Source organism: Providencia sp. AGC89, from assembly GCF_053543535.1.
Genome location: NZ_JBIXLP010000090.1, coordinates 94370 through 121367, shown reverse-complemented (window position 1 = coordinate 121367; position 26998 = coordinate 94370). Strand labels below are relative to the sequence as shown.

The 26998-nt window shown below is 38.8% G+C and carries 26 protein-coding genes; 7 read left to right on the top strand and 19 right to left on the bottom strand.

The annotated features are described in order from the left end of the window. Positions 1-137: 137 nt before the first annotated feature. Positions 138-1604, top strand: coding sequence for a hypothetical protein (locus ACIPUA_RS19070; protein ID WP_272572336.1), 1467 nt, complete (start codon positions 138-140; stop codon positions 1602-1604). A 117-nt stretch (positions 1605-1721) separates the two neighbouring features. Here the strand turns inward: ACIPUA_RS19070 and ACIPUA_RS19065 are convergent, their stop codons facing one another. The 15 genes from ACIPUA_RS19065 to ACIPUA_RS18995 all read right to left on the bottom strand — a co-directional run bounded on the left by ACIPUA_RS19065 (position 1722) and on the right by ACIPUA_RS18995 (position 15674). Next, positions 1722-2480, bottom strand: a complete 759-nt coding sequence (locus ACIPUA_RS19065) for an iron ABC transporter ATP-binding protein (protein WP_042845548.1) — start codon at positions 2478-2480, stop codon at positions 1722-1724. 1 nt (position 2481) lies between these two features. After that, positions 2482-3465 (bottom strand): iron chelate uptake ABC transporter family permease subunit, encoded by a 984-nt coding sequence (locus ACIPUA_RS19060; protein WP_449060010.1) that lies wholly within the window; start codon positions 3463-3465, stop codon positions 2482-2484. Continuing rightward, entirely contained in the window at positions 3452-4414 is a 963-nt protein-coding gene (locus ACIPUA_RS19055) for an ABC transporter permease (protein WP_042845551.1), read from the bottom strand. Before ACIPUA_RS19055 ends, ACIPUA_RS19060 begins: the two co-directional genes overlap by 14 nt. Before the next feature lie 3 nt (positions 4415-4417). Continuing rightward, positions 4418-5386, bottom strand: a complete 969-nt coding sequence (locus ACIPUA_RS19050; protein WP_042845553.1) for a siderophore ABC transporter substrate-binding protein — start codon at positions 5384-5386, stop codon at positions 4418-4420. Positions 5387-5753: 367 nt separating this feature from the next. After that, on the bottom strand, positions 5754-6026 hold the full coding sequence (locus ACIPUA_RS19045) for a helix-turn-helix domain-containing protein (protein ID WP_042845554.1): 273 nt from the start codon (positions 6024-6026) through the stop codon (positions 5754-5756). A 14-nt stretch (positions 6027-6040) separates the two neighbouring features. Next, on the bottom strand, positions 6041-6883 hold the full coding sequence (locus tag ACIPUA_RS19040) for an MrpH family fimbial adhesin (protein WP_449060009.1): 843 nt from the start codon (positions 6881-6883) through the stop codon (positions 6041-6043). Between the two features lie 16 nt (positions 6884-6899). Then, complete coding sequence (locus ACIPUA_RS19035; protein WP_071548641.1) at positions 6900-7430, bottom strand: fimbrial protein; 531 nt, start codon at positions 7428-7430, stop codon at positions 6900-6902. 2 nt (positions 7431-7432) lie between these two features. Then, positions 7433-7921 carry a fimbrial protein gene (locus ACIPUA_RS19030; RefSeq protein WP_181468784.1) on the bottom strand — a complete coding sequence of 163 codons (489 nt, stop codon included), beginning with the start codon at positions 7919-7921 and terminating at the stop codon, positions 7433-7435. Between the two features lie 8 nt (positions 7922-7929). Beyond that, entirely contained in the window at positions 7930-8487 is a 558-nt protein-coding gene (locus ACIPUA_RS19025) for a fimbrial protein (protein WP_071548643.1), read from the bottom strand. After that, positions 8480-9061: a fimbrial protein gene (locus ACIPUA_RS19020; RefSeq protein ID WP_071548644.1), complete on the bottom strand. Its 582-nt coding sequence runs from the start codon at positions 9059-9061 to the stop codon at positions 8480-8482. Before ACIPUA_RS19020 ends, ACIPUA_RS19025 begins: the two co-directional genes overlap by 8 nt. A 13-nt stretch (positions 9062-9074) precedes the next feature. Continuing rightward, positions 9075-9827: a fimbria/pilus periplasmic chaperone gene (locus tag ACIPUA_RS19015; RefSeq protein ID WP_449060008.1), complete on the bottom strand. Its 753-nt coding sequence runs from the start codon at positions 9825-9827 to the stop codon at positions 9075-9077. Between the two features lie 34 nt (positions 9828-9861). Further along, a complete protein-coding gene (locus tag ACIPUA_RS19010) occupies positions 9862-12552 on the bottom strand; it encodes an outer membrane usher protein (protein ID WP_071548645.1) in 2691 nt (896 codons plus the stop codon). Between the two features lie 20 nt (positions 12553-12572). Next, the gene (locus ACIPUA_RS19005; protein WP_048605971.1) at positions 12573-13124 is read right to left on the bottom strand and encodes a fimbrial protein; all 552 of its coding nucleotides are present in this window, start codon (positions 13122-13124) and stop codon (positions 12573-12575) included. A 79-nt stretch (positions 13125-13203) separates the two neighbouring features. Next, positions 13204-13731, bottom strand: coding sequence for a fimbrial protein (locus ACIPUA_RS19000; protein ID WP_449060007.1), 528 nt, complete (start codon positions 13729-13731; stop codon positions 13204-13206). 1262 nt (positions 13732-14993) lie between these two features. Further along, positions 14994-15674, bottom strand: a complete 681-nt coding sequence (locus tag ACIPUA_RS18995) for a TetR/AcrR family transcriptional regulator (protein WP_042845564.1) — start codon at positions 15672-15674, stop codon at positions 14994-14996. Between the two features lie 320 nt (positions 15675-15994). On the opposite strand from ACIPUA_RS18995, the gene ACIPUA_RS18990 reads away from it, so the two are divergent. From ACIPUA_RS18990 to ACIPUA_RS18965, 6 genes are read left to right on the top strand one after another with little or no spacing between them, the layout of a single operon-like run. Beyond that, positions 15995-16768, top strand: coding sequence for a cyclase family protein (locus ACIPUA_RS18990; RefSeq protein WP_449060006.1), 774 nt, complete (start codon positions 15995-15997; stop codon positions 16766-16768). A 14-nt stretch (positions 16769-16782) separates the two neighbouring features. Beyond that, positions 16783-18039 (top strand): MFS transporter, encoded by a 1257-nt coding sequence (locus tag ACIPUA_RS18985; RefSeq protein ID WP_449060005.1) that lies wholly within the window; start codon positions 16783-16785, stop codon positions 18037-18039. Positions 18040-18055: 16 nt separating this feature from the next. After that, complete coding sequence (locus ACIPUA_RS18980; RefSeq protein WP_395346753.1) at positions 18056-18889, top strand: BKACE family enzyme; 834 nt, start codon at positions 18056-18058, stop codon at positions 18887-18889. Continuing rightward, complete coding sequence (locus ACIPUA_RS18975) at positions 18886-20067, top strand: acetyl-CoA C-acetyltransferase (RefSeq protein ID WP_042845570.1); 1182 nt, start codon at positions 18886-18888, stop codon at positions 20065-20067. The genes ACIPUA_RS18980 and ACIPUA_RS18975 overlap by 4 nt, the downstream gene beginning before the upstream one ends. Before the next feature lie 13 nt (positions 20068-20080). Beyond that, positions 20081-20737: an acetate CoA-transferase subunit alpha gene (gene atoD, locus ACIPUA_RS18970; RefSeq protein WP_042845929.1), complete on the top strand. Its 657-nt coding sequence runs from the start codon at positions 20081-20083 to the stop codon at positions 20735-20737. Next, positions 20737-21387, top strand: a complete 651-nt coding sequence (locus ACIPUA_RS18965) for a 3-oxoacid CoA-transferase subunit B (RefSeq protein ID WP_449060004.1) — start codon at positions 20737-20739, stop codon at positions 21385-21387. The genes atoD and ACIPUA_RS18965 overlap by 1 nt, the downstream gene beginning before the upstream one ends. 75 nt (positions 21388-21462) lie before the next feature. Here the strand turns inward: ACIPUA_RS18965 and ACIPUA_RS18960 are convergent, their stop codons facing one another. The 4 genes from ACIPUA_RS18960 to ACIPUA_RS18945 all read right to left on the bottom strand — a co-directional run bounded on the left by ACIPUA_RS18960 (position 21463) and on the right by ACIPUA_RS18945 (position 26981). Further along, on the bottom strand, positions 21463-22620 hold the full coding sequence (locus ACIPUA_RS18960) for a sugar diacid recognition domain-containing protein (RefSeq protein ID WP_449060003.1): 1158 nt from the start codon (positions 22618-22620) through the stop codon (positions 21463-21465). 175 nt (positions 22621-22795) lie between these two features. Beyond that, a complete protein-coding gene (locus ACIPUA_RS18955; RefSeq protein ID WP_449060002.1) occupies positions 22796-23941 on the bottom strand; it encodes a glycerate kinase in 1146 nt (381 codons plus the stop codon). An 80-nt stretch (positions 23942-24021) separates the two neighbouring features. Further along, positions 24022-25344, bottom strand: coding sequence for an MFS transporter (locus ACIPUA_RS18950; RefSeq protein ID WP_449060001.1), 1323 nt, complete (start codon positions 25342-25344; stop codon positions 24022-24024). A gap of 134 nt (positions 25345-25478) precedes the next feature. After that, positions 25479-26981: a xylulokinase gene (locus ACIPUA_RS18945; RefSeq protein WP_042845578.1), complete on the bottom strand. Its 1503-nt coding sequence runs from the start codon at positions 26979-26981 to the stop codon at positions 25479-25481. Positions 26982-26998: the final 17 nt, after the last annotated feature.

Below are 26998 nucleotides of genomic sequence, written 5' to 3'. Positions count from 1 at the left end.
TTTCATCATACTTTTTCACTATCTTTCACAGATTGTCATCGTAATTTCCGCTATTTTAGGGTTTTGACAAACCATGTTATGCTTCACTGATTGATAGAAAAATAAAAAATATAAAAAGTTACTTATAAAGGCGCAATATGATCAGAGAGTCTCTTAAGATCCACGGGAAAAAGCAATTTGAAATAAAACAAAAAGTTTTATTTCCACGCAAATCTAAAGAGATCCGCTACCAAGTTGAAACATTTTTCTTTCTGCCTTCTTCATTGCAAGTTAACCCTGACTTATACACACCGTCAAACCTTCAACGTAGCCTCAAAAATTATATTCGCCTCAGCCCTCCTGCGATTAAACTGTCTGCCTCACCAGATGAAAACGGGGAGCTAAACGATTTAAAGCGCTGGTTAGAACAATGTGACCCGCTGGATCCCCCATCGCTAGATGAGTATGAAAATAAACTAAAACGCTATGCGCTCACCATCAAGAAAACCGTGCGTCTCAATATCAAAATGGTCAGCAAAAACCCGCAGCGACAAACTCCCGAATATCTAACCGAGCTAGTTGCTGATATTGGGAAATGCCTAAACGCTTACCGTGCCTTGTTACCGCTTGCAGCTCATATAGAAGAAGCCATTCACTCCAATGCATTTTCCTATTGCGATGAGTTTATGACTTATTACACCATCAATTACTTACGTGGTTTATTGGCTGATAAACAAATACCGATACGTGAAGAAATACACCATTTTTGGTATCAAGAAATGCGTTACTTGAAGAAGCACTACCCTGATTGCTTTCCCAGTGACGAAACAGATGCTGAATTGGTTACCTACCGACGCAACCTATTAAAAAAATATATTAATCGCTATCTCTACTTAGAAATCCGCCATAAGCGCGGTTTACCGCTACTGTTGCATTCTATTTATGGTATTGCTGCGGCTATTTCGATGATTTTTGCCACGCTAATTGCCTTTCTTTGGCAGGGCAAATACGGTGCATTAAGTGCAAACTTATTTTTGGCTATGGTCATCGGTTATATTTTTAAAGATAGGCTAAAAGAAATCGGTAGGGAGCAATTGTACCGGCTCTTCCAAAAATGGATACCTGACAGGCAATTACGTATTTATCGCGAAGGCGTTAAAGCCCCTGTTGGGGTATGTAAGGAATCCTTTCGGTTTATCAGCGAAAACATGCTATCGCCAGATATTCGTGAAATGCGCCAGCAATCTCACTGGGTGAATTTGGTCAATGTACAGCGTATGGAAGATATTCTATATTATCGAAAGGACGTATTACTCCATAACCGCCATTCTGTTTTTGAGAAAAACCAGTCTTCTATTGCTGATATCACCCGCTTTAATATTTCTGACTTTTTGAAATACATTGATATTAGCTATGAAGAATTAACCGTTAATGAAGATGAACCCGCTATTATTGGTGAAAAGGTTTACCATATTTATCTCTGCCGCCGCGTCACCATTAACAAGAAAACTTACAATGAGCTGGCGCGTTTGGTAGTAAATGCTGATGGGATTAAACGCTTGGAAGTATTACAGTCTTTGGATTTATTAGCGACTGATGAAGATATTGAAATCACACCACAGTAATTTTCACTGCGAATATTGTAACCAATTGAGATTGTAGCAAGGCGGATAGCGACGATATCTCGGGTCAGTATGTGACCCGAGTAGCTAAACCACTACCGCCTAAATGAGGACGAATATTTAGTAGTACAGCGCAATGAACTGATCATCAACTCGCTTTATATCCACTGGGGTATCAAAAATATCCTCAATAATATCTGATTTCATAATATCCTCAGGTTTACCATGATAAGACAGTTTTCCGTCTCTTAAGGCAACAATATAGTCAGAATATACCGAAGCGAAGTTAATATCGTGGATAACTAAAATAATAGTTTTCCCCAGCTCATCAGCCGCTTTGCGCAGCAACTTCATCATAATTACCGCATGTTTCATATCGAGGTTATTTAAAGGCTCATCAAGTAAAACATATTCAGTATCCTGACATAAAACCATTGCCACATAAGCCCGTTGGCGCTGGCCCCCCGATAACTCATCTAAATAACGATGGCGTAAATTCGATAAATTAAGAAAAGAGAGTGACTCATCAATTTTCTTTTTATCCTCAATATTTAAACGACCTTTAGTGTAAGGATAGCGCCCAAAGCCAACTAACTCTTCAACAGTTAACCGACTGGCAAATTGATTTTCTTGGCGCAGTACTGACAAACATTTAGCTAGCTGATCACTTGGCGTTGTCGATACGTCTAACTCATTGACTTTGACATAGCCACCATCGTCTGGCACCAATAAGCGCCCAATAATCGATAATAGTGTTGATTTACCCGCGCCATTAGGGCCGATAATTGAGGTAATGCCGCTATTTTTAATTGATGTTGTCACGTCATCTAAGACTTTAGTACCCTGATAACTTTTCGATATCTGACTAATTTCAATCATACTAAAACCTTCTTAACACCATATAAATAAAGAATATCCCACCGACAAACTCGATAACAACCGATAATGTCCCTGCCATATTAAGGCCATACTCTAGGATTAATTGCCCACCAATCAGCGCTATTACCCCAAGTAAAAACGAAACAGGAAGTAAATAACGATGTTGGCTGCTACCACTCACCAAGTAAGCTAAGTTTGCTACCATTAACCCTAAAAAGGTCAGGGGCCCAACCAGTGCGGTCGAAACTGCAACTAATATTGAGATTAGCAATAAAATAACCGTTACTTGCTGACGATAATTAATACCAAGGTTCACCGCATTAGCTTGCCCTAATGCAATAACATCAAAACAATAGCGCATCCGCCATAGTAAGATACCCACCACGACTGTAATCAGTAATGTGAATAAAATCAGCTCCGGCGTCCCTTTAGTAAAGGTTGCAAACATACGACTCTGTAAAATAGAGAATTCATTAGGGTCCATCAAACGTTGTAGCAAGGTAGCCACGCTACGGAATAAAGTCCCTAAGATAATACCCACCATTAAAACTAGGTTGATATTCATTTTAACAGACACGAATAACCAGCGATAAAGCAGGACGGAGAACAACACTAATAATGTTGACTCTAATAAAAACTTACCGATATTCAGTAGCCAAGAGGCAGGAAAGCTATCTGTATAAAAGATAAAAATGGTTTGTAATAAAACAAATAAGGCCTCTAACCCCATGATAGAGGGCGTAAGTATCTTATTGTTTGCAACGGTTTGGAACAGAACCGTCGAAACCCCTGCGGCAAAAGCAACCACAACCATGGTTAGAACAATATACCCACGGTGCGGTAAAATATAAGCAAGATTACTGCCGAGATTTACCGTCATATAAAGAATGATAGATAACAGCGACAATGCCAGTAATATCCATATTCTTTGCAATGGTGTTATCCCTTTTTTGGGTAATGCCATTGATGAGTTAACTTTTTGCATAACGTTGCTGCTTCAACAATAAATATAAGAAAATCACCGCACCCACAACACCTAAAATCACACTCGCGGGGATTTCAAATGGGTAGCGAATTAAGCGCCCAATAATGTCGCACAGTAGCACTAAGCCCCCACCCGCAATACAGATCCACGGGATAGTTTTGCGAATGTTATCCCCCATCACTAAGCTGACAAGATTTGGAATAATTAAACCAAGGAAAGGTAAAGCCCCAACGACGACGACAACCACACCACTAATTAATGCGATGATGGATAAGCCAATTGTCATTACTTTGCGATAATTTAACCCAACATTAATCGAAAACTCACGCCCCATACCTGCAACGGTAAAACTATCGGCAATCCAGCAAGCAATTAGCGTAAGAATTCCTACTAGCCACAGCAATTCATAACGACCTTGGATAATGCTAGAGAAGTCCCCGCTCATCCATGCGCCTAGTGATTGCAACAAATCAAAGTAATAAGCCGTAAAAATAGTTAATGCACTAATGACTGCACCAAGCATAATCCCGACAAGCGGCACAATTAATGCAGATTTTAAAATAATTCTGCGTAAAAGTACCATAAACAGCATCGTCCCCATCAACGCAAACCCACTAGCAACCACCATTTTGGTCATAATACTTGCAGCAGGAAATAACACCATCACGACCAACAGACCTAAGCTCGCTGACTGTGTTGTTCCGGCTAAAGAAGGCTCGACAAAACGGTTTTGTGTGAGTAACTGCATGATGAGGCCTGCAACACTCATTGCACTGCCCGCTAAAATTAAAGAGAGAGTTCGAGGAATTCGGCTAATAAAAAAGATGTCTTGCATCTCTGGGTCGGTGAAAAGCGAAACGGGTGACACGTCACCCGCTCCAATAAACAAGCTTAATACCGCTAAAACCAATAACGCGATAATTCCACAAAAAAGATAAAGCGTTTTCATGGGTTATTTTGCTTGGCTCTTCTCTAACGCGTTATTGATGTCATCCATTAACTTAGAATAAGTCTGAATTCCGCCTGAAATATACACCGCTGTTGGGTCAAGGTAAGTAATTTGGCCTTTTTGCCATGCTGCTGTTTTTCTCACTAAAGCGTTATCTAATACTTCAGCAGCAGGTTGGGCGTCTGTTTTACCAATCGCGCTATCACGGTCGATAACAAACAACCAATCAGGGTTTAGTTTCACCAGTAATTCCGCATTCACAATATTACCATGGCGGCCCGTATTTTCTGTAAACACATACGCAGGTTCAAAACCTAGCACATCAAAGATAAAACCAAAGCGTGAACCTGGACCATAAGCAGAAATTTTACCGCCGCTAACCAAGATCACCATCGCTTTACCCGCTGTTGGTGCTTTAGTTTTAATACCCTCTATCTTATTATTGAAATTAGCAATCAGTTCTTTGGCTTTATCTTCTTTACCAAATAACATACCAAGTTCATTAGTACGCTCAGTTAAGCTACCAATAAAGTTTTTGTTATCAATATCTAATGAAATAGTTGGCGCTACACCGCTGAGTTTGTCATACGCATCTCGTGCACGGCTACCGCCTAAGATTAGGTCAGGTTTCGCATTACTGAGTGTTTCATAGGCAGGTTCAAATAATGTTCCCCCATTAACAAACTCAGAACCGCTATATTTGGTTAGGAAATCTGGGAAATGAACATTGGTTTGTGGAACACCGGCAACTGGTGCCCCGAGTGCATCCATAATGTCCAATGTTTCCATGTTCATCACCATGACTTTTTGCGGATGACGAGGAATTTCAGTTTTGCCTTGGGCATGTTCAATTGTGATAGTTTGTTGTTCTGCAACCTGAGTTGTTTCTGTCTTTTCTTTAGCGTTATCGCAACCAACTAATACTAAAGCAGATAACAAGGCAATACCTGAAACTAATGATTTTGCAAACATCTGATTTTCTCCATCCGTCTATAAAAATACTGATGATAAAATTCGGTGATTTAAAGATGGGAAGTATATTACACACAATCAAGCGCAAATGATATTAGTTTGCATTTGCATTCACTAAAAAATTGTCAGAACGCACAAAAACATCAATTTGACTGTTTCAATATTTTTTGCACATAAAAGAAGAGAATAAGTCCACGAGGGTAAATATTACAGAGGAAGTTTAAGTTAATAACAGATTGATTTTTATGATTAAATAAAAATAAATAGGTTGAATTTTCGACTGTAGTTGCTTAACTATTTCGATTACAGCAGACCACATAAACCTCAACTTCAACCTATTTACTATTAACGAGCATTAAAATGCTCATTATTGTATATCATCTAATTGACCATTTTCAGTGAGCTGAGAACTGATATCTTCAAGAAACCAATCAATGGGTGTCCTCATTAAAAATGAAAGTTTAAACAAATGAAATAAATCAATCTTAATTTTACCTCTTTCATAGCGAGAGATCTGCTGCTGACTGACACCTAACAATTGAGCTAACTGAAAGCCTGTATAGCCTAACTCCCGACGTTTTTCTAAGATCCTCTGACCTACCATATAATGGATTTTTTCACTACCGTTTTCTGAATACATATTTTCACCATTTATTAAGGTACAGTTAAAATAAGGGCTGCGGCACCATCAAACCTACCGGCTTCAACTCTGCCATTGGTGCCTAATACTGCTTTAAGGTTGACAGTACTTACTCCACCAGCGGGAATATGAATTTTGTAACCATTCTCTCCTAGAGTATCATTTGAGCCCAGATATAAATCAGCATATAAACTACCATCTGGGCGTAACTTCACATGACCATTAGTTACGTTAATCCCTGTAGCAATAACTAAAACGTCCATGTCCAAATTGCATGTCACATCAATATTCACTTGTTTTGTTTGACCTGCAAGATCTGCTTCACTAATGGAACCAAAGTTGATATCTGGGATCGTATTGTTGATCTTACAAGCTCCAATCGGTGGAGGCGCAATACCACATAATGAGCCGGGAATTAACCCACCCTTATCTGTAACCCCTTTTTGATCTTGGTAAAACAGCCCCACACACTCTTGATTATTCTGTAACCTAACTCCGGTATGAACAGCCCACTGAGCTGCTGGAGCTATCGCCTTTGCCCAAACACCAGGTATATTCTGAACATCACGCATATACCGATACTTAGAAATTTCGGCCAACTCGACTGTTGCAGCCCCCGGTGTTCCAGCAGCTGTATGCTTATGGCTTATGGTGAGATAGCATGTCGGCCACCCATAACAAGGATTAAGCGTAGTTGGCAATTCAGGGTCCCAGCGAGCAATAACATACTTATAGTCTGCATCCCCATAACTTGGGCTATTACCGGGTCTTGATTCCGTGATATAGGAAAAAACAGAAGCTGATGCAGTAGATAAAAACATAACTGCACCAATTAATAGCGATAACAAAACTTTCATATTAGTCACAGCCTTATTATTCATAATCTAATTTAAACGTGGCCACTGCGCTATAAGGGCCTACTTTAATTGACTTATTTGTAATAGCATCTGGCTCACCTTTTAAATATGCATAGAACCGTAACTGATTAGAGCCATCTTGTAGGTTTATCTTCGAACCCTTTTGTTCGAGAGCTAACGGTGTCCTATCTGAGCTTTGTAGGCCAATGGCAAAACCAGAAGCGACACTGCTAGTCGATAAAGCCAAAAACCCTGGAAGCGCAAGATTAGGTGTCCCAGAGAAAGTCACTTCCACAGTTTTCCCGATGCTGATATCACAGTCAGCTAACTTAACCATAAATTCTTTGCCTGGAGTTTCACCATAGGCATAAAAGTTCTTCTCGGGTGTATCAAAAAAATCCATGGTGATGTTTTCATCACCGGGCAAAATAGTGCAAGGTTCTTCCACTAAATTACCTATAATTCTTAGGTTATCAGGTATAGCGAACGCGCTACTGATATTAATAAGTAGAGCACCAGCTACTGCACATTGAATTAATTTGTTCATTATTATTGGTACTCCGCTAGCAATGTCCCTGTTGCGGTAAAGCCTCCTTCAGGCAAAGTCACACCTAATTTTTTTACTGGTACAACTTCAAGAATTGGCGCTTGTCCATAGTCGATTTTAAGTGGTTTGTTTATTTCAAAGCCCAAACCATTTTGTGTAATACGCATGCCAAGATTCGGTATATTGGTTTGTAATGCTGATTTATCAAAATCTGTTGGCGTCCCAATGATCGTTAGCACTAAATCCCAACCTTTTAGGTTGTCTTCACATTTTAAGGCGTAGTTAATTGGCTTCGTAAAATTGACACCATCCACTTTATGTAAACCAATATCTTTATATTCAATAATATGCACTTTATTTTCAAACACAGTACAAGGTGGTGGTATGAGTAACGTGCCAGTAAACTCTACATCATCAGCCATAGCTGGACTTACTGATATAGTAAGTAAACTCATTAACAGAGGAATTTTTTTCATTATTTTTTGCATCATATTTTTCCTCACTGGTAATCGAGTTTAATAGTAACGCCAGCTTGAAAAGCTCCACCTTGAGTCAGTGGTTTCGATAAATCACGAACAGGTACCGCTTCAAATTGGGGTGCATTTGGATAAACAAATTTAATCTCTTCATTTAAATGAAGTTTATTCCCGTTATAACGAAAACCAATCCCTAGCCCTGGAATATTCGTTGCTACTGCTCCCGTTGCGTCAAATATTGCGGGATTTCCTATTAAAGACATTTTCATTTGTGATGTTGGTCTTTTAGAACAATCAATATTATAATTAACTGGTTTTGCGTATGCTAAACCATCGATTCGCGTACTCATCACTTCTTTAAAATCGATTTTGATAATCTGATTGTTATTAATCACACAAGGTGGTGGCGCTAAAACAACCCCTGTAATGGGTATGGTTACCATACCTGGCGTTATTGTATTCCTTACGCTTGCTAATCCACTCATGCGCGAATCGGGCAACCCTGCATATGAAATTGACGTAAAAAATATCCCAGCAAGACATGGTGCAAGCAGGTATCGTTGCTTATTTAAATCACTCATAATCCACCTTAAAGTCCATTACGGCGCTGAAACTTCCTTCCGTCAGTTTTTCGGGAGTTCTCACTGGTGTAACAAAATACTGAAGCGTGCCCTGTGGTGAGTTTAGAAACTGCGGACGACCTTGGCTTCCCAATCTAATATCTTCTCTTTGCGCGTCAGTAATTTCTAATGCCAATCCTGAAACACCTTTTACACTCAACATCTCTGGAAAATGTTCGTCTGATACCGCAATAAATGAAACTGAAATCACTGGTTGCATCGCATCCCAAAGTGGTGTATCAGTTCTAACATCTCGCATTCGGCTTTCGGTACGAATGCAGTTTCTAAATTCTAAATTGAATGAAACAGGTTCCGCCCTATCCCCCGGTTTACGCAATGAGTAAGAAGGGATCTCCCCTAGAGACACTTCTTGGCGCATTGAATTAGTCACATCCATCGTGCAAGGTGCTTCTGTCATCATGCCATTGACTGTCAATTTTCCATGTAAACCATCGATATTCCAGCTATCAAGACTAGATGCAATCACTGGTGCAAAGCTAAATACGATAGCGCTAAACAGGAGAGTCCTTTTCATACGTTATTCCCCGTTATCTGTCAGTTGCAGACTCAACTTTGCAAGTTTTCCCTGTGCAACCAAACGTCAACTTAGGCCTACCACCGTAGTCGTTGATATACGTCAGAATAGGCTTTACACCCAGTGCACTTGCACTTCCTTTAAGTGTTCCGTTACTTTTTGGTGCTACCATTAATGGTTCAAATTGTTTGATCGTATCGCCCCCAACTTTTGAACTTGCATCTATAATAGTCACGAAATAAGCGGTTGGATTTGTTACCTCATACGTATCACCTTTACGGGTTAACGTAATCTTTTCCTGCCATGGGTTTTCTAAATCCGTACGTGTCGCATACAAGGCTTTTGGACGATAAAATAATTTAATCCGAGTTTGTAAAGCGATTTGTAATACGTTTGGTTCCTTACTACGTGGTGGAATTTCACGCAGGTTAAAATAATAAACACTCTCCCTATCCTGAGGTAATGTAGAAACATCAGGAAGAGACTGAATTTTAACTTGGCTGCTTTCCCCAGCCTCTATGCGCTGAACGGGGGGTAATACCGTTAATGGACTTTCAATTTTTTTACCATTAATATCTTCAATCCAACCTTGAGCTAAATAAGGTAGCTCCGTGTTTTCATTCTTAATGGTCAAGCTAATGGTTTTTTCGGCACCATTATAAATAATACGAGTTCTATCCAGTGCAATGGCCGCTATTGCTTGGCCACATAGCACTGTAGATAACGCAATTGTTGTAGTGAAAAATGCAATTTTTTTAATATTCATATGTACCAACTGTTTAAAAATCGAATAGCTCGGGTTACTCGGTATAATCTGTACTGTAAGCAATATCTGGTGGCTTCAATAACCAGCGCTGGCTAGGCTCCACACCTTGTTGGGCTGAAACTGGCTTATAAACTGGCGTCGATTGGCCAACCGGAACCGTTTTTGCAGGCAGATAACCGGGTTCAACGCTTGGGCTATTTGTACAAGGTAATAACAATGAGTTAAATTCTGCCCTCATAATGTTTTCTGGGATTTGGACTTTACATTGCACGCTTCCATCCCAATAAACATCGAGTTCCTCATTTGGATTCACACCAGAGATATAAACAGAGCCGTTATCTGTCACGATACCTAATTCTCTGTTCTTCTCATTTCTTACGGTTGCACCAAATGGTGGATAGCTACCATCCGCTAAAGCTAATCTCACCATTGTTTTCACGCCAGATAAAACTTCAAACTCGCGATAGGCAACTGCACCTTCAGTTAACGTAACCGTTTGAGATGTTCGAATCGCATTTACATTTTCAGGTAATTTAGTGACATCAATTCTGGTATTCGTACGATAGTAATCACTGATATCCGCTACTACCGCTTTACCGAAAATATTGGTTTCTGTATTTGGCCCAAAACCTTGGACCGGAACATTTCTGACACCTTCAGTGCCTACCATCACACGGCTTCCACCAGGGGTACTAATACGGTGTAATGCCGCACCGTGACCTGTAACCGTAGCCCCACCTTGCAAAGAAAGTGCTGCTGAAGAGGTATCACCATTGATATAACTTGTACTGGCGGTAACCGTTGCTAAATCAGCATAACGAGTGTAGAAACCATCAACGGTTCCACGGCCTCGGCTGCTCACCCCAGTTCCAACACGATAGTTCGTCTTGTCATCAACTGAATCGAAATAACTGACAGTATGTGAGTTGCCATCTTTCGTAATCATATTGTTATAACTAATTGAAGCTCTATCTGCCCAAGGGATAGATAAATTCATGTAGACGCCATCATCGTTATTTCTATTATCAAACTTGTTACGGAATGCCGTTAAACTTAAGTTAATATTTTTAAAACGACCAAGATCAAAATATTTAGCAATCGATAGGTTATAACGTTTTGCTGCCGGTTTATTCCAATAGGTCTCATGGCTATAGTTCAAATATGCAGTCAAATCCGCCGAGGTAAAATACTTATTAAAGGTAATCGTATACAACTCTTTACTGTTATCGAGTGCTACACCTCTATAGCGACGATCCAAGTATTGATTCATACTCATAAAGTCGCGTTCAGAGAATCGATACCCTGCGAATGTGACCTGACTGTCATAATCTTCAAAGCGTTTTGAATAACTTAACCGATAAGAAGCACCTGTATAAATTTTGTTTTCGGTTTTTAGTTTTGCGCGTGATTCTGTAATATCGAATGAGATTGCACCAAAGGCGAGTAAATCTCGACCAACCCCCAGTGATAATGCGTTATAGTCACCTGCAGTAAGCGCACCACCAAATAATGACCAACCGTTCGAAACCCCCCAGCTAAACTCCCCCGTAACAAACCCTTGGCCCTCAGTTTTATGCTCCATATTATTCGGTCGACCACCTGCGATCTTAAACAGCACAGAGCCTGGACGAGTTAAATAAGGAATAGAGGCGGTATTCATTTGGAATTCTTGTATGGAACCATCTTGCTCTTCAACGCGTACATCTAACTTACCGTTTACAGCATCATTTAGATCCTGAATACGAAAAGGCCCAGGAGCAACTTGGGTTTCATAAATAACACGCCCTTGCTGAGTGATAATCACTTTTGCGTTCGTTTTTGCCACACCAGTTACTTCAGGCGCATATCCACGTAAGTTTGGCGGCAACATTCTCTCATCAGAGACCAAGCTTGCCCCTAGATAACGGAATGAATCAAATAACCCTGAACGTAAAAATTGCTCACCCATCGTCAGCTTAGCGTTCAATTCCTTTACTGCACGATAAGCATAATATTGATTCCAATCCCATGTACGATTAGTCGACTGCCCATTAGTACGATTATAACTTGCTTGCCAATCCCCCCTAAAACGCCAAGCACCGAGGTTAAATCCAGTCGTACCATTACCTGTTAACGACTGGCTATTTGCTGAATCAGCAGGTCTTGTCACATTAGCATTCAAGTTATAGTCAAAAATTAGGGCAGGCACTCCCTCATCCCAGCGAGAAGGTGGCTCCCAGTTATCAGAGGTATACTCAAGGTATGCTTGAGGTATAGTAATCGAAACAGTTTCTTTTGCTAAAGAGCCAAGCATAGTCATACCTGGAACACTTTCTGAGATTAAACATTTCCCCTTATTATCAAACTGGATCTTTTTCTTCCACTCACTACGTAAAGCAATATGGTTAACGATATCAGGTGTTAAACAAGGTCTAGAAATACTCTCGTCATTAGGGTCAGCAATATAAGTAATATCAAAAGTTTCCGATAGATCACGGCCATTTAAGTTAATCTTAAATGGATATGTTCCTGGCATAACATAACCAACACGAGAGAATTCATTTAAGGAAATATTTTCTCTGTCCTGAATATCTAAAACATCCGTATTAAACTCAATACTATCATTATTTGCATTAGCTAAATTTAGCTGAGCAATGGCTATAAACACCATAGTAGCAACTGGCGTTAAAAAATAACTTACTGAGTTATTAAATACTTTATTTTTACTTTTAAATAGCAGAGCCATAATAGTCCCTTAGTAATAACTCAGTAATAATCCATCTTAAAACGGATAGTAGTCTGGTAGTTTCCTGGTTTTAAACGCTTATTATTTGGCACGACTCGAACGTTATAATGCAGAATAGAATCACCCACAGTTATGGGTAAGCTAGGCATAGGTTTCCCAGGTATAGCAATATTTCCAGCCATGTCAGAAATTTTTATTGATAACCCATTTGCATGTCCGAAAACATCAAAATTGCGACTATCTGTCGGGCCATCAAATGTAATATTGAAAGTTTGCCAATTGGAGCTTCCAGGCGTTACCGGCGTTAGAACACAATTAATCAGATGAATAGAGAAATTACTTGCGGGGCTTTCTCTATCATGAATTATTTGGCTAACTGGTACAGTCGTTATGCTAACTGATTGATCTCGGCTGTCTGCATCAATTGCACAAGGACTTTCAATGATTGAGCCGTCCATCGTCACAGTTCCTTCAAACTGGTTTTGTGCCCGAGAAATTTGACTTTGCGCACTTGCTATTGGGGCAAATATCATTCCTGAAAGCACCATGACAAATATGCCAAAGTGATTCATAGTGACTCCATTTCAACTTAATGACCTATTACAATTCATTAAAATTAAGGCCCATACATCCTTGTACGGGCAATACTTATTACTGGTAGCTCAGTGCAAATGTTGCAATTGCAGTAAACTCACCTGGTGTTGCAGGTTTAGCTTGGTCTGCATCGCCTTGTAAATACGCTTGGAAGTTCAGAGTATTTTCACCAGAGAATAAAACTTGAGATGGAGATTTCTCACCTAACTTGATTTTGTCACCGTTAGCATCAGTAATAACGATACCTGCGTTTTTCGCAGTACCAACGATAGCTAAACCATCAGGCACAGATGTACTTGGAGTACCAGTGAATGTAGTTTGTACAGATTTCATAACTGAAATGTCGCACTGCTCTAACTCAATTTTGAAATCGCTGGCAATACCTTTACCGCCATCTTTTAATGCAGCAGTAGAGATAGCACCTAAACCAACTTCTAAATTTAAAGACTTACTAGGGATTGAGCAAGGAGCATCAATGACAGAACCTTTAAAATTGATAACACCTGAGCCTTGGTCTGCAGCTGCAGAACCAGCAACAACAGCCATACCTAAACCTAATACTAAAGCAAGTTTATTTAATTTCATTTTATACATTTCCATTAGATAAAAAGACAACACAAATTAAAATAATGAGTTATCATTAATCCGATTATTTTAATTTTTTCTTAAAATATGTTTGATAAGTAAACATTAAAAAATTGATACCGAGAATTATTCCCTTTTATCGAACTCCATTAATAAAATGAATAATTAAGCAACGTATCAATACGTCGCCATTATTATACCTCATTTTAGTTATGTCAAATTTCAGGTTTAATTAATAACTTTACCCGTAAGCTGGTGATATATATATATAATATTCAAAAAAAACACACTAATTAATACACTGCAATAGGATAAATTGATATAACAAATCTAATTGAACCGTAGTTTTTCATTAAAAAAACACAAAATAAACCCAAATATTATTAATAAAGTTTTTTATACTCATAAAACAGGTTTTCATTAGTGAAAAAAAATGCTGTTAAAGAAAAAGTTAAATTATAGAGAAGTTAAGTAAATTAAAACGATATTTATATCGCATAATAATTAATGAGAAACATCTCAAAATCATAAATAAAATAATTTCATAATATTTCTATTTTTACTTTTTGTCACATTTACCAACGCAAATAAAACAAAAAAAAGTAAAAATAAAATCAACAAGTTAAATCAAATAACAAAGAAAACAAGTACTAAATAAAATATATAACAGGAAACAATTCAGTATAAAATTACATAGATTATTAGGTATGTAACTTTAGAACAAAAAATTAACACCATGTCAAATTAAAGGATAGGATTAATATTTAAGATAAATTAAATATGTTACAAGGCTTATCAAAAAGTAATTAAAAGTAATTTCTCACAATCATATATGATACATTATTACTATATCTTTATTAGTGAAAATTTAAAATACTCTATTTTAGCTTAAAATTTTATAATGAAATTACTTAATTTAATTAGTTTCATCTCACTACCACATAATATATAAAACAACAGATAGGCGTAATGTTTATATATTAATTAATAGTTACATGATAAAAATATCAGAAATCATTAATACATATTATCACAACTAAGAAAAAACACGTAACTTACTTTATAAGTCATGATTATTTCATTACCTAACCTTAAACACATATTATAAGCTAATCACATTGAACCTTTTATATACATCAAATTAAGTAATTATAAGTATTATAAAGAGGCTTACTTGTTCAATAGGATTTCTCTATTATTGGTTATACAGTCAAATTTAGTGTCAACAGAGGCCATATAACCAATAGTTTCAATGCTATAGACTAGAATGAAAGGGTTAAGGTAGACAACAGTGCAAGGTTTTCTTTAAGATCAGCTTGTGGTGATGAAGCCAATTGCTCTAAACCAGATGTAATAAAAGGAATGAGATAGCTACAAGCCTGTTCCTTGTCTTCTATTGAACATAAACCTTTAGTTAAACCACCAATACGGTCAACTTCAGAGAATGTGTTGCACATAACGCCAACCATAAAATCAAACCCCCATTGTACTTTTTCTTCTTTCGTTGAATGCATTGTTCGACGAAGTTCTCGCAAGAAAACGTGCGCTCCAGCATCAAATTGCTCTTGTAATAAAGAAAGGTTATAACCAAGTAAAGTAGAAACTATACGTGCATAATTGCGCCATCCTTCACCTCCATTCAAATGCCAATAGAGATAGGGCAATACAAAAGCATGGACAATTTTATCGATAGGCAAAGGTTGATCATCATTTTGAGCTAAAAAATGATTAAGTAATTGAATTCTTGATTGGCTCAATAGACCAATACGCCGCTTAACAACTGCATCAAACAGCTCTTTTTTTGTACCAAAATGGTAATGAGCAAGCGCTAATTTCACGCCCGCTTTCTGTGTAATATGCCGAATAGAAACAGCATCATAGCTACTTTGAGCAAACAACTCTTCTGCAGCATTTAAAATTTTTTCCGATGTCGATATTTGCATAGCCGTCCGTAACTTGCGCCTTATAAAAAGGATTGATTAATTTTCACCACGTTTACCACATTAATATTTCTGTCTACTATTATAAAGCCCATCATTGAAAATACCCGAGCTTTTCAAAAAGTCTTTTCGATTTCCACCTATTCCCTCTGGTAAATGACGAAAATACCTCAATTAAGTCATTTCACTAAACTGGGCTCTCCATCACAACTTTGTTTATTTTTCGATCAACCTCACGTTATCAATAGATAAATTTAGACGATCGTCCAAATTACATATAGGTTGGACGTACGACCAATAAAATGAAAAACATGAGGATAATGATGAAAATTATCGATCTGAGTGTCACTATAGAGCATGAAACACCTTGTGACCCCCCTTCTATGCCAACAAAAATAGATTACTGGGGACACGATAAAGGTGCCGAGCATATGCGCCAATTTTTCCCTACTGCCACAGAAAAAGATCTTCCTAGTGGGCTAGGTTGGTCAATCGAATATGTTCAACTTACCACTCATAGTGGTACCCATCTTGATGCCCCTTGGCACTATCATCCGACGATGAATCAAGGAGAGCCGGCTCGTACAATCGACCAAATACCTCTTGAATGGTGCTTTTCTGATGGAGTCAAACTCGACTTTTCCACCATACCTGGTAATGGTGAGAAAATTACCGTTGATATTCTTGAAGCTGAACTAACACGAATTGGCTATACCTTAAAACCCCTCGACATCGTCGTTATTCAGACTGGTGCAATGAAATATTGGGGAACCAATGCCTATTTAAACTCAGGTTGTGGAATGACTCGGGAAGCCACGCTCTATTTATTAAAACATGGAATAAAAGTTGTTGGCACCGATGCATGGAGCTGGGATCGCCCTCTTTCATTAATTGCAGAGGAATTTGAAGAAACAGGTGATTCATCTTTAATTTGGGAAGGGCATTTCGCAGGTATTGAACGCGAATATTATCATATGGAAAAAATGACGAATCTTGATAAGTTACCCCCTTTTGGTTTCAAGATTGCTTGTTTTCCCATCAAAATAAAAGCTGCTAGCGCCGGCTGGTGCCGTGCAGTCGCTATGTTTGACCTCTAGCGGGAGATAACATCATGACACAATCTCATGACAATGCTGTAGGTAATCAAAAGGTAAAATGGCATGTGCTCATTGGCGGTTTCTTTGGATACATGTTCGATGCTGTTGATATTCTTCTACTTGCCGTTGCCATGCCCGTCATCATCGCAGACCTTGGTATTTCTACAGCTGATGGAGGGTTACTTGCCACAGCGACAATGGTCGGTATTGGTTTAAGTAGTATTGTTGTTGGTTGGTGTGCGGATACTTATGGACGACGTAAAACACTATTTTGGAGCTTAATGCTATTTAGTGTGCTTACCGCTGCAATTGCATTTACAAATACTTGGTTTGAGATCTTAATATTACGTTTTTTAGCGGGGTTAGGCCTCGGGGGTGTTTGGAGCATTATTGTTGCTTACATTGCTGAAACCTGGCCTGCAAAACAACGTGGGCGAGCTGCTTCCTTTGTTTTAAGCTCTTTCCCCGCAGGTGCTGGATTAGCTGCATTCCTTGCTTATTTAATTATTCCAACCTACGGTTGGCGAGCTCTCTTTCTATGCGGTGCTGGAGCCATTATTGCCGCGTTTTATTTTCTTATTTTTGTTCCTGAGTCCGAAAGTTGGAAAAAAGAGAAAGCCGCTCAAACCCAACGTGGAGAAAAAATTCGAATTAGCGAAATTTTTTCAAAAGAAATGGCTCGCAATACTTTCCTAGCAACTACAGTCGCTAGCTTTGGTTTAATTGGCTACTGGGGATGTACCACTTGGTTGCCGATGTTTTTAACTAAAGACCGCGGACTTACTATGGAAAATATGTCCCTATTCTTTGTTGTTCTAAATATTGGCATGTTCATTGGTTACAACGTATTCGGTGTGATGGCTGATAAAATCGGTCGTCGAAACGCACTCATAATCTCTTTTATTGGTACCGCAATAACCTTACCTATTTACGTCAATATGACAGGGTACACGGCACTCCTTGTGATGGGACCAGTTTATGCCTTTTTTACTGCCTTTGTCGGCTTAATGGGATCTTACTTTCCTGAACTGTTCCCCACTCGCGTACGTACTTTGGGTGCAGGCTTTTGTTTCAATATTGGTCGAGGCATTTCCGCTTTTGCCCCATTTGCAATGGGCTTCATTGCCCTGAGCTATGGATTAGTCACTGGGCTAATTATCTGTGCAATTTTCTTCTGTTTGGCTGGGGTGATGATGTTTACCTTACCAGATATCGATAAATCAAGGTATTCAGCCACCCCACCAGATATTGCTACTCATTCAGATGCTTAATTCAAGAGTTTTTAATATGACAAATAAAACAATAATTACTGTTGCCACCACTGGGGCTTTTCCAACTAAAAACGATAATCCAAATATTCCGCTGACACCACGGGAAATCGCAGAGGACGTCTACGAGTGCTGGCAAGCAGGGGCTGCTATTGCCCACTTGCATATGCGTGATGATGAAGGACGCGGAACAATGGATATTAATAAATTTCGCGAAACTGTGACTTTAATTCGTGAAAAGTGTGACATTGTTCTTAACCTCACCACATCTGGTGATTTAAATGCCACTGATGAAACCCGCATGATCCACCTCGTCGAACTGAAACCTGAGCTTGCCTCCTATGATTGTGGCTCAATGAACTGGGCACACTCTGGCTTATTTATTAATCACCCTGCTTTTTTAGAGAAGCTAGGACAACTAATGATAGATAATGAAGTCCGCCCTGAAATTGAAGTCTTTGATGCAGGTATGTTTTATAACTCACTGTACTATATAAAGAAAAACCTTATTAAAACCCCTGCTTATTATCAATTCGTTCTAGGTGCCGCTGGTGGTATCTCTGCAACAGTCGAAAACCTCATTTTTTTACGTAGTTTACTCCCTGAAAATGCACATTGGTCTGCATTTGGGATTGGTAGAGGGCATATGCCTATTCTGATGACAACCTTAGCAATGGGTGGGCATGTTCGTGTTGGTATGGAAGATAATGTCTATTACAGCAAAGGACGGTTAGCACAATCTAATGCAGAATTTGTAGCTCGAGCAGTTCGCCTTGCTAATGAAGTCGATAGAGCCCCCGCAACTCCCGATGAAACACGCAGTATTTTAACCTTAAAAAGGAGAGCCTTATGAATGATGTCGTGATCGTAAGTGCGGTACGCACTGCGATTGGTAGCTTTGGAGGCTCACTTGCTTCAGTCAAAGCCACCGATCTGGGAGCAATAGTGGCACAAGCCGTAATTGAACGAGCAGGAATTCAACCTCATGATGTGGATGAAGTTTTATTAGGTAATGTACTACAAGCTGGACTTGGGCAAAACCCTGCTCGTCAGTCAGCCTTACAGGCAGGGCTCCCTGAAACAACACCGGCTACAACCCTAAATATGGTGTGCGGGTCTGGACTAAAAAGCATCATAGTGGCAGCTCAGACCATTCGTACAGGTGATAATAAAATCGTCTTAGCGGGCGGAATGGAAAATATGTCGGCTGCGCCATACTTATTGGATAAAGCTCGATTCGGTTATCGGCTAGGAAACGGAACCTTAACCGATAGTGTTGTACACGATGGTTTAAGCTGCGCTATCAATCGTTACCATATGGGGATCACCGCAGAAAACATCGCAAAACGCTATAATATTAGTCGTGAGGAGCAAGATAAAATTGCTCTGCAATCGCAACTTCGAGCACAAATAGCGATTGAAAAAGGCGCATTCAAACAAGAAATCGTCCCCGTAACAGTGAAACATAAAAAAATAGATCTTATTTTTGAGCAAGATGAATACATCCGTTCCGATGCCTCTTATCAATCCTTAAGTCAACTTCATCCTGTATTTGAACCTACTGGAAGTGTAACTGCTGGTAATTCATCGGGGATCAATGATGGAGCAGCTGCTTTGCTCCTTATGTCGAGTCAGCAAGCAAAAAATTTAGGACTAACACCTTTAGCAGCAATTCGTAGCTACGCAACAGCTGGAGTTGACCCAGCGGTCATGGGAATTGCCCCAGTTTATTCAACATTGAAGGCCTTAGATAAAGCAGGTCTACATATCAATGACCTTGATTTAATTGAAGCTAATGAAGCCTTTGCCGCGCAATTCATTGCCGTAGGTCGAGAGCTTGGATTCGACCCTGAAAAAACGAATGTTAACGGTGGTGCTATTGCGTTAGGTCACCCTATTGGAGCTTCAGGAGCGCGCATCTTAGTTTCTCTATTACATGCTTTGACAATGCAAAATAAAACTACAGGGCTTGCTACATTATGTGTTGGTGGTGGTCAAGGTGTTTCCGTTATTGTAGAACGCCTTTCTTAAGATGGAGATGAAAATGAAACATAAACTCATCGAAAAAGATAAGGTCATTAGCCAGTTTCATGATGGAATGAGCATCATGTATGGTGGTTTTATGGGGCAAGGCACTCCAGCGGCTCTCGTTAATATAATTTTAGAATCTGGTGTTAAAAATTTAACACTGATAGGTAACGATACAGGAATACCGGGGATCGGAGTTGCTCCTTTAATTGAAAATAAAAGAGTTAAACGTTTAATTAGTTCACATATCGGTCTATTACCAGAAACAGGAAAACAAATGATTTCTGGGGAACTAGATGTTGAACTGGTACCTCAGGGGACACTGGCAGAACGCATACGTTCAGGTGGAGCCGGTTTAGGCGGCTTTCTGACACCAACAGGGGTTGGTACCGTGGTTGAGGAAGGTAAACAGCGGCTAACTATTGAAGGTAAAGACTATTTACTTGAACTCCCATTACGAGCTGATATCGCCATTATTCACGCTCACACTGGCGATATCGTTGGCAATTTATATTATCGTTTAGCTTCCCGTAATTTTAATCCGTTAATTGCTTTAGCCGCTGATAAGGTATTTGCAGAAGTAGAGCAATTAGTTGAAGTAGGGGGCCTAGCCCCTGACTCTATAATGACTCCGGGTCTACTGATAACAGGCCTATTTCAAGGAGATCAATAATGGATACAAAAACATTTATTGCTCGCCGAGTTGCGCAAGAGTTGAAAGATGGTGATGTCGTAAATCTAGGTATCGGCCTCCCCACCATGGTAGCAGCTCATCTTGCTGACGGTATCGATATTTTATTGCAATCCGAAAACGGCTTTTTAGGTATTTGCCCCGTCGATATATACAATCCCGACCCTGACTTAGCCAATGCAGGGGGGCAACCCTGCGGCATTATAAAAGGTGGCTCTACTTTTGATAGCGCTTTTTCCTTTGCCCTAATACGTGGAGGGCACATCGATGCTTGTGTATTAGGTGGTTTAGAAGTCGATCAGCAGGGTAATTTAGCAAATTGGATGGTTCCTGGGAAAATGGTGCCCGGTATGGGGGGTGCTATGGACTTAGTCACAGGGTCAAAAAATGTTATTGTTGCGATGGAGCACTGCACAAAAACTGGAGAAGCAAAAATACTGCGTCAATGTCAGCTTCCTTTGACAGCACAAAATTGTGTTTCAACTATTATTACTGAATTAGCGGTTTTTCGTTTTATTGGTGGGCAGCTCACACTGGTAGAATATGCACCAGGAACCAGTGTTGAGGTCATTAAAGCCCGTACTGATGCTGATTTTGAGATCGCTGATAATCTAAAAGAAATAAAACTATAACGATAAATAAACTCCCCCCCAATAATTACTAGCTCACCTATTGGGGGGCATTTATATTACGAGTTTTTATATAGTTTAAATTTTTAATTGTAAAGCAACATAAAGAAGGACTTTACTTTCAATTGTTAGTAAGTTTAACTTCGTTATATCCGATATTCTTTTTAATCGGTAATCTAATGTATTCCTATGAATAAAAAGTTCTTTTGCGGTTTCATTTGCAAGTAAGTTATTTTTAAACCAAGTCGTTAATATTTTAATAAGAACGCCATTAGCATCCTCATGCAATAATGTATTTAAAGGTTTTAATAACTCTTCAGAAGACCATTTAAAACTCAATCCATATAAAAGCACAGGCAACATAATATCTTGATAGCAATAAATCTTTAACTGTGGTTTTTTAGCTTTACCAACCTGCATGGTAACCTTTGCCGTTTCATATGATTTTTTTATAGCCTCTTCTGGGAGATCTAGAAAAAAATTACCTAACGCTATTTTGACGCGTAATTTAAATAAATCTTGAATATCTGACTCCAACTTTATAACTCTCTTTTTTTGCTCATCAATATTCCAACGATTAAATTGATTTAGAGCAGGACTCAAATAAACAATCTCAGTTAATGACTGAATAGCGACTAAGTTATCTGCATTATTATACTCAATAAGTTTTTTAATTTCTTGTAGCTCACTAAAAGCACTATTAACTCCTAGCTGGCCGCTATCAATCTCAATAATAATAGCAACCCTTGGAATGGAGAAGTTAATATTAAGTTTTTTAGACCACTCAGTAATATTATCTGGTATAGTGCCATCTTCAATATAAGCTAAAATAATTTCTTCTTTAAAACGATCATTCAAATTCAAATGATTATAAATTTCAGCTTGTTCCAGCATCATAACTGCGGTCATTGAAACAAGCTCTCCAAATTGCTTAATTAAAGAAGGTTCTCCCGTTAAACCTATCACTCCTACAATCTTGCTATTAAGATAAAGAGGTAAATTTATCCCCGGTTTAACCCCATGCAAATTATTTGCTGTTGCATCATCAATAACTACAGTTCGTTTTTGTTTGATTGCGAGCAAAGCACCTTCATGAAACTCACCTAATCTATTACTATCTCCACTCCCTATAATACATCCAGTTTCATCCATAACATTAATATTACAATCAATAATTTTCATGGTTCTATCAACGATTTCTTGCGCTAATTTGGAGGTAAGACAATAATCATACATATTTCAACCTCTTTTACTGGAGCTGTAAAATAGAAACAAACTTTCCAATCATAAATTTTAATAATGTTTATTTTTGATTTAATAAACTCCAGTATTCAATATTCCTTGAAAAAATCAAGAAAAATAAATCTCATTTAAAATAAAGCAAACAAAGCTAAATTTCAAAACTATTATTTCAATTTTTATTATCTATTTTAATATTCAGCGTATTTGCAATATTTTTAGTACAATTAAATAAATTACTTTCAGCATTATTTAGAGCTTCTTTTAGTGAACTGATTTTATGTAAAATACTAAACGCTGAATTAATACCATATTGTTGTAAATGACTGAGATCATCACCAAGGCTTCCAACAATGGCAATAACGGGTATCTTATGTTTTCTAGCTAACTGAGCGACGCCAAAAGGCACTTTGCCATTTAAACTTTGGCTATCTAACCGGCCTTCACCAGTAATGACTAAATTTGCCCCTACCATGTGTGATTCAAGGTTCAAGGTTTGTGCAATAATATCAAAACCAGGCTTAAGTTCCGCTTTTAGAAAAGCAAGTAATGCTGCTCCCATCCCTCCTGCAGCACCGGCTCCTGCAATATAATGAACTTCAACATGCAAATCTCGCTTAATGATATCTGCAAAATGTTCTAAATTTTTGTCTAACATTTCAACATGTTCATTTGTCGCCCCCTTTTGAGGGCCAAATATCACAGATGCGCCATTTCTCCCTATTAATGGGTTCGAAACATCACAAGCAATACTAAATTGGCACGCTTTTATCCTCGGGTCCATTGTGCTGACATCAATACTCGCTAAATCGGCAAGTGCTTGCCCTCCTAATTTGATTTGTTGCCCATGAGAATCTAATAATTTGGCCCCAAGTGCTTGCAACATTCCTGCTCCGTCATCATTGGTTGCACTTCCACCTATACCAATAATAATCTGCTTTACCCCAGTATCTAGGCAGGCCTTTATCAACTCTCCTGTGCCATATGATGTCGTTAGTAATGGATTTCTTAATTCAATAGGGACTAGCTCTAGCCCACTTGCCGCAGCCATTTCAATAAATGCTTGCTGTTTATTTTGAGATAAACCATAGAATGCCTGAACACTCGTACCTAAAGGACCGATAACATCAAGATGATAGATTTCCCCATTGGTAGCCTCAACCATCGTGACAACTGTACCCTCACCACCATCCGCAATAGGGCACTTAACATAAGTTGCATGCGGAAAAACCTCTTTGAACCCGTTTTCAATAACCGTTGCGACTTTCAATGCAGATAAACTCTCTTTAAATGAGTCAGGTGCAATGACTATTTTCATAAAAATAATCCTTTAGAAATTTTTATTATCAATAAGTTAAAAATTCAGGTGGGTACTCGCCCACCTGATACGACTTTTTATTATTTCGGTTCATCGAGTAAGAGGATCATAATTAAGCCAATCACCGCACAGATACCAAAGTAAGAGAAAACAGCATCAAACTTACCGGTCATATCTAACAATAACCCTGCCATCATAGGTGAAACGAAGCCACCTAAGTTTCCTCCACTATTTACAACAGATATCGCAATTGGATAGTTATTATTATCAGCGACTCCCATTGGATAAGCAGTAAATGCAGGCCAGCCAATATTCAAGAACAAACCAACCGAGAAAAGGGCAAGTGCAACTGTGCTCGTGCTTTCGGGTACATTCAACATCACTAACATCATCGCAATCGTCGCTACTGCGGTAAAAAGCATGGTGGGTTTGCGACGACGACCAAAAACTTTATCAGAGATCCAGCCACCAAAAATCGAGCCGATAAACCCACCAACAAATGGCATTGATGCAACAAAGCCCATTTTCATAAATGAAAAGCCTTTTTCATTTACCAGATAAGAAGGTATCCAGGTTAATATTCCATATAAAATACTGACCATCATGAAATAAGAAATAGTATTACACCAAATATTTTTAGATTTAAATATTTGGGAAGCTGAACTTAATGGAGTGACTGATTTAACACGAATAAATTTATCTAGCGTATTAAATTTAGGACTCAGAACAATATTGCCTTCTATTTTCTTTTCTGCAATTTCTGAATTATCGGCACGAATATAATCTAATTCACTTTGCGAAACAAAACGACTTTCCTCTGGTTTTGTTCTAACAAATAAATACCAAATAATTGCAAGAAAAATACCGGGAATAGCGAACAGAATAAAGACCCAACGCCATCCATAAGTTAATGCAATCCAAACAACTAATGGTGGAACAATAATCGGAGCAAACATCGTTGAAGCAATATAAACGCCAGTGGCGGTTGCTTTTTCTTTTGCTGGAAACCAGTTATTAATTGTCGACGTTAGCCCGACAGGAGTTGGAGCTTCGGCCATACCTAGGCCAAGGCGCAACCACTTGATAGCAAAGGCCGATTGGGCTAGGCCAATAAACCAAGTCATGGCAGAGAAACCAAGAATGGATAATGACACCATACCTCTGATCCCACGTTTCGCCATCCAAAAGCCTGCGGGTATTTGGCATAAAGCATAACCGAGGAAAAACATACTCGCGAGAGAGCCCGCTTCTAAATTAGTTAATTTAAACTCATCAGTAATAAAAGGTAGAACCGCACCAATATTACTTCTGTCTGCATAATTTACAGCATAGACGATAAAAATCAGGGCTAATACCACCCAACGATAATTCGTCTTTGGTCTAATCGGATTTGAATTTATCATTATTTTCGCTCCAGAGCAGTTTATTATTTAATACACGTTTTATTACCTGCTTTTTTAAGAATGAAACGATCCCTGCTAATTCATTAAAATTAACATTTAGGAACGTTATTTAATTTAAAATTACTTCAACTAATTTACTTACTCGACAAGCTATGCATTGTTTCTTTTAATAAAGGATACAGCCCATTGTAAATATTAAACTGCTTGTTATAAGTATCTTGTGTTTTTTTATCTTGATTTGGTGTGAATGTGATATCTTCTGTTTTTATAATCGGTAAATCAGGGTCATTAATGCCACAGAAAAAACCGGCTCCTGTCGCACCAACCATTGCAGCGCCAAAAGCGGCTGCGTCTGCTGTTTGGGCAATATTATATTCAACCTGAAGAATATCCGCTTTAATTTGAGTCCATAACGTATTACGTGATCCTCCCCCTACGCTGAGTAATTCATCTAATATCACTCCCCATTTTTCATTAGCAATATTCAAAATCTGTTTTAAACCATATGCTGTACCTTCAAATGCCGCCCTGACCATATCATCGCGAGTATGATTTAGACGTAAGCCTATCCATGCTCCCGATGCATTAACATCCCAAATAGGGCTACGTTCTCCAGCTAAATAAGGCAGATAAATTAAGCCATTAGCACCAGGTACTGATGATTTTGAAAAGATCTCCAACTGTTCATGGTCATTAACTTCCGGCCAAACAGCCTGGTTTAGCCAACTGAATGTCCCCCCAGTTGTCGACATCGCCCCATGAGCCAACCATTGATTGGGGACTATGTGGTACCGGTTCATAAAACGAGGGTCAAAGTTTGGCTCTTCTAAGCAAAACGTTATGACTCCCGATGTTCCTGTTGATTCAAAAGCTGTTTCAGGGTCAAGTAACCCGACTGCAAATGCAGCAGCAGCGGTATCTGCCGACCCTAAAATAATTGGCGTATTTTCTTTTAATCCTGTTTCTTGAGCGGCTTCTTTACTCACTTTACCAACCACAGAAGTGCATTGATAAATCGGCGGCAAAATATCGTGATTAAACTTCCAATACCTTAATAGTTCTTTTGACCACTTAGGCGCTTTAGACAAAACCACAGCGCCAGAATACGCGGCTTGGGTCGGGTCAATAGCAGCTTTTTGACTCCCTAACTTTAAAGATAAAAAACTATTAAGTAGCACAACCTTATGAACTTTTTGCATTAATTCCGGCTGTTGTTCTTGTAGCCATCCTAACGTTCCTACCCAACATGCGGACGGACTTGGACTATTACAAGAAAGCGCCCGAACATGCGTTATATTTTCCCCGAGTGTTTGCTGTATGAAGCTTTCAGAACGCCCATCAAGATAAGTAATCCCATTTGAGACGGGTTTATTATGTTTATCCAATAAAACCAGCGTTGGGCAAGCAACAGAGAAACTCACAGATACGATATTCTTTACTTGAGAAGTCACTTCTTTGACTGCATCTGCGGTCTTTTTCCAAAAGTCATTTAAGTCAATTTCATGATTTTTGGGAGATTTGGAAATAATATTGGTATCACGTGAAGCCTTTGCCAATAATTCTCCATGAAAATTAAACGCACAAACCTTCACACTACTGCTACCTGCATCAATTCCCAAATAGACACTGTCCATCATGCTGCCTCCAACGCCTG

Excerpts from the sequence above, each read along its gene's own strand:
- ACIPUA_RS19070 (WP_272572336.1), top strand. The coding sequence starts at position 138 with ATGATCAGAGAGTCTCTTAAGATCCACGGGAAAAAGCAATTTGAAATA.
- ACIPUA_RS19065 (WP_042845548.1), bottom strand. The coding sequence starts at position 2,480 with ATGATTGAAATTAGTCAGATATCGAAAAGTTATCAGGGTACTAAAGTC.
- ACIPUA_RS19060 (WP_449060010.1), bottom strand. The coding sequence starts at position 3,465 with ATGCAAAAAGTTAACTCATCAATGGCATTACCCAAAAAAGGGATAACA.
- ACIPUA_RS19055 (WP_042845551.1), bottom strand. The coding sequence starts at position 4,414 with ATGAAAACGCTTTATCTTTTTTGTGGAATTATCGCGTTATTGGTTTTA.
- ACIPUA_RS19050 (WP_042845553.1), bottom strand. The coding sequence starts at position 5,386 with ATGTTTGCAAAATCATTAGTTTCAGGTATTGCCTTGTTATCTGCTTTA.
- ACIPUA_RS19045 (WP_042845554.1), bottom strand. The coding sequence starts at position 6,026 with ATGTATTCAGAAAACGGTAGTGAAAAAATCCATTATATGGTAGGTCAG.
- ACIPUA_RS19040 (WP_449060009.1), bottom strand. The coding sequence starts at position 6,883 with ATGAAAGTTTTGTTATCGCTATTAATTGGTGCAGTTATGTTTTTATCT.
- ACIPUA_RS19035 (WP_071548641.1), bottom strand. The coding sequence starts at position 7,430 with ATGAACAAATTAATTCAATGTGCAGTAGCTGGTGCTCTACTTATTAAT.
- ACIPUA_RS19030 (WP_181468784.1), bottom strand. The coding sequence starts at position 7,921 with ATGATGCAAAAAATAATGAAAAAAATTCCTCTGTTAATGAGTTTACTT.
- ACIPUA_RS19025 (WP_071548643.1), bottom strand. The coding sequence starts at position 8,487 with ATGAGTGATTTAAATAAGCAACGATACCTGCTTGCACCATGTCTTGCT.
- ACIPUA_RS19020 (WP_071548644.1), bottom strand. The coding sequence starts at position 9,061 with ATGAAAAGGACTCTCCTGTTTAGCGCTATCGTATTTAGCTTTGCACCA.
- ACIPUA_RS19015 (WP_449060008.1), bottom strand. The coding sequence starts at position 9,827 with ATGAATATTAAAAAAATTGCATTTTTCACTACAACAATTGCGTTATCT.
- ACIPUA_RS19010 (WP_071548645.1), bottom strand. The coding sequence starts at position 12,552 with ATGGCTCTGCTATTTAAAAGTAAAAATAAAGTATTTAATAACTCAGTA.
- ACIPUA_RS19005 (WP_048605971.1), bottom strand. The coding sequence starts at position 13,124 with ATGAATCACTTTGGCATATTTGTCATGGTGCTTTCAGGAATGATATTT.
- ACIPUA_RS19000 (WP_449060007.1), bottom strand. The coding sequence starts at position 13,731 with ATGAAATTAAATAAACTTGCTTTAGTATTAGGTTTAGGTATGGCTGTT.
- ACIPUA_RS18995 (WP_042845564.1), bottom strand. The coding sequence starts at position 15,674 with ATGCAAATATCGACATCGGAAAAAATTTTAAATGCTGCAGAAGAGTTG.
- ACIPUA_RS18990 (WP_449060006.1), top strand. The coding sequence starts at position 15,995 with ATGAAAATTATCGATCTGAGTGTCACTATAGAGCATGAAACACCTTGT.
- ACIPUA_RS18985 (WP_449060005.1), top strand. The coding sequence starts at position 16,783 with ATGACACAATCTCATGACAATGCTGTAGGTAATCAAAAGGTAAAATGG.
- ACIPUA_RS18980 (WP_395346753.1), top strand. The coding sequence starts at position 18,056 with ATGACAAATAAAACAATAATTACTGTTGCCACCACTGGGGCTTTTCCA.
- ACIPUA_RS18975 (WP_042845570.1), top strand. The coding sequence starts at position 18,886 with ATGAATGATGTCGTGATCGTAAGTGCGGTACGCACTGCGATTGGTAGC.
- atoD (WP_042845929.1), top strand. The coding sequence starts at position 20,081 with ATGAAACATAAACTCATCGAAAAAGATAAGGTCATTAGCCAGTTTCAT.
- ACIPUA_RS18965 (WP_449060004.1), top strand. The coding sequence starts at position 20,737 with ATGGATACAAAAACATTTATTGCTCGCCGAGTTGCGCAAGAGTTGAAA.
- ACIPUA_RS18960 (WP_449060003.1), bottom strand. The coding sequence starts at position 22,620 with ATGTATGATTATTGTCTTACCTCCAAATTAGCGCAAGAAATCGTTGAT.
- ACIPUA_RS18955 (WP_449060002.1), bottom strand. The coding sequence starts at position 23,941 with ATGAAAATAGTCATTGCACCTGACTCATTTAAAGAGAGTTTATCTGCA.
- ACIPUA_RS18950 (WP_449060001.1), bottom strand. The coding sequence starts at position 25,344 with ATGATAAATTCAAATCCGATTAGACCAAAGACGAATTATCGTTGGGTG.
- ACIPUA_RS18945 (WP_042845578.1), bottom strand. The coding sequence starts at position 26,981 with ATGATGGACAGTGTCTATTTGGGAATTGATGCAGGTAGCAGTAGTGTG.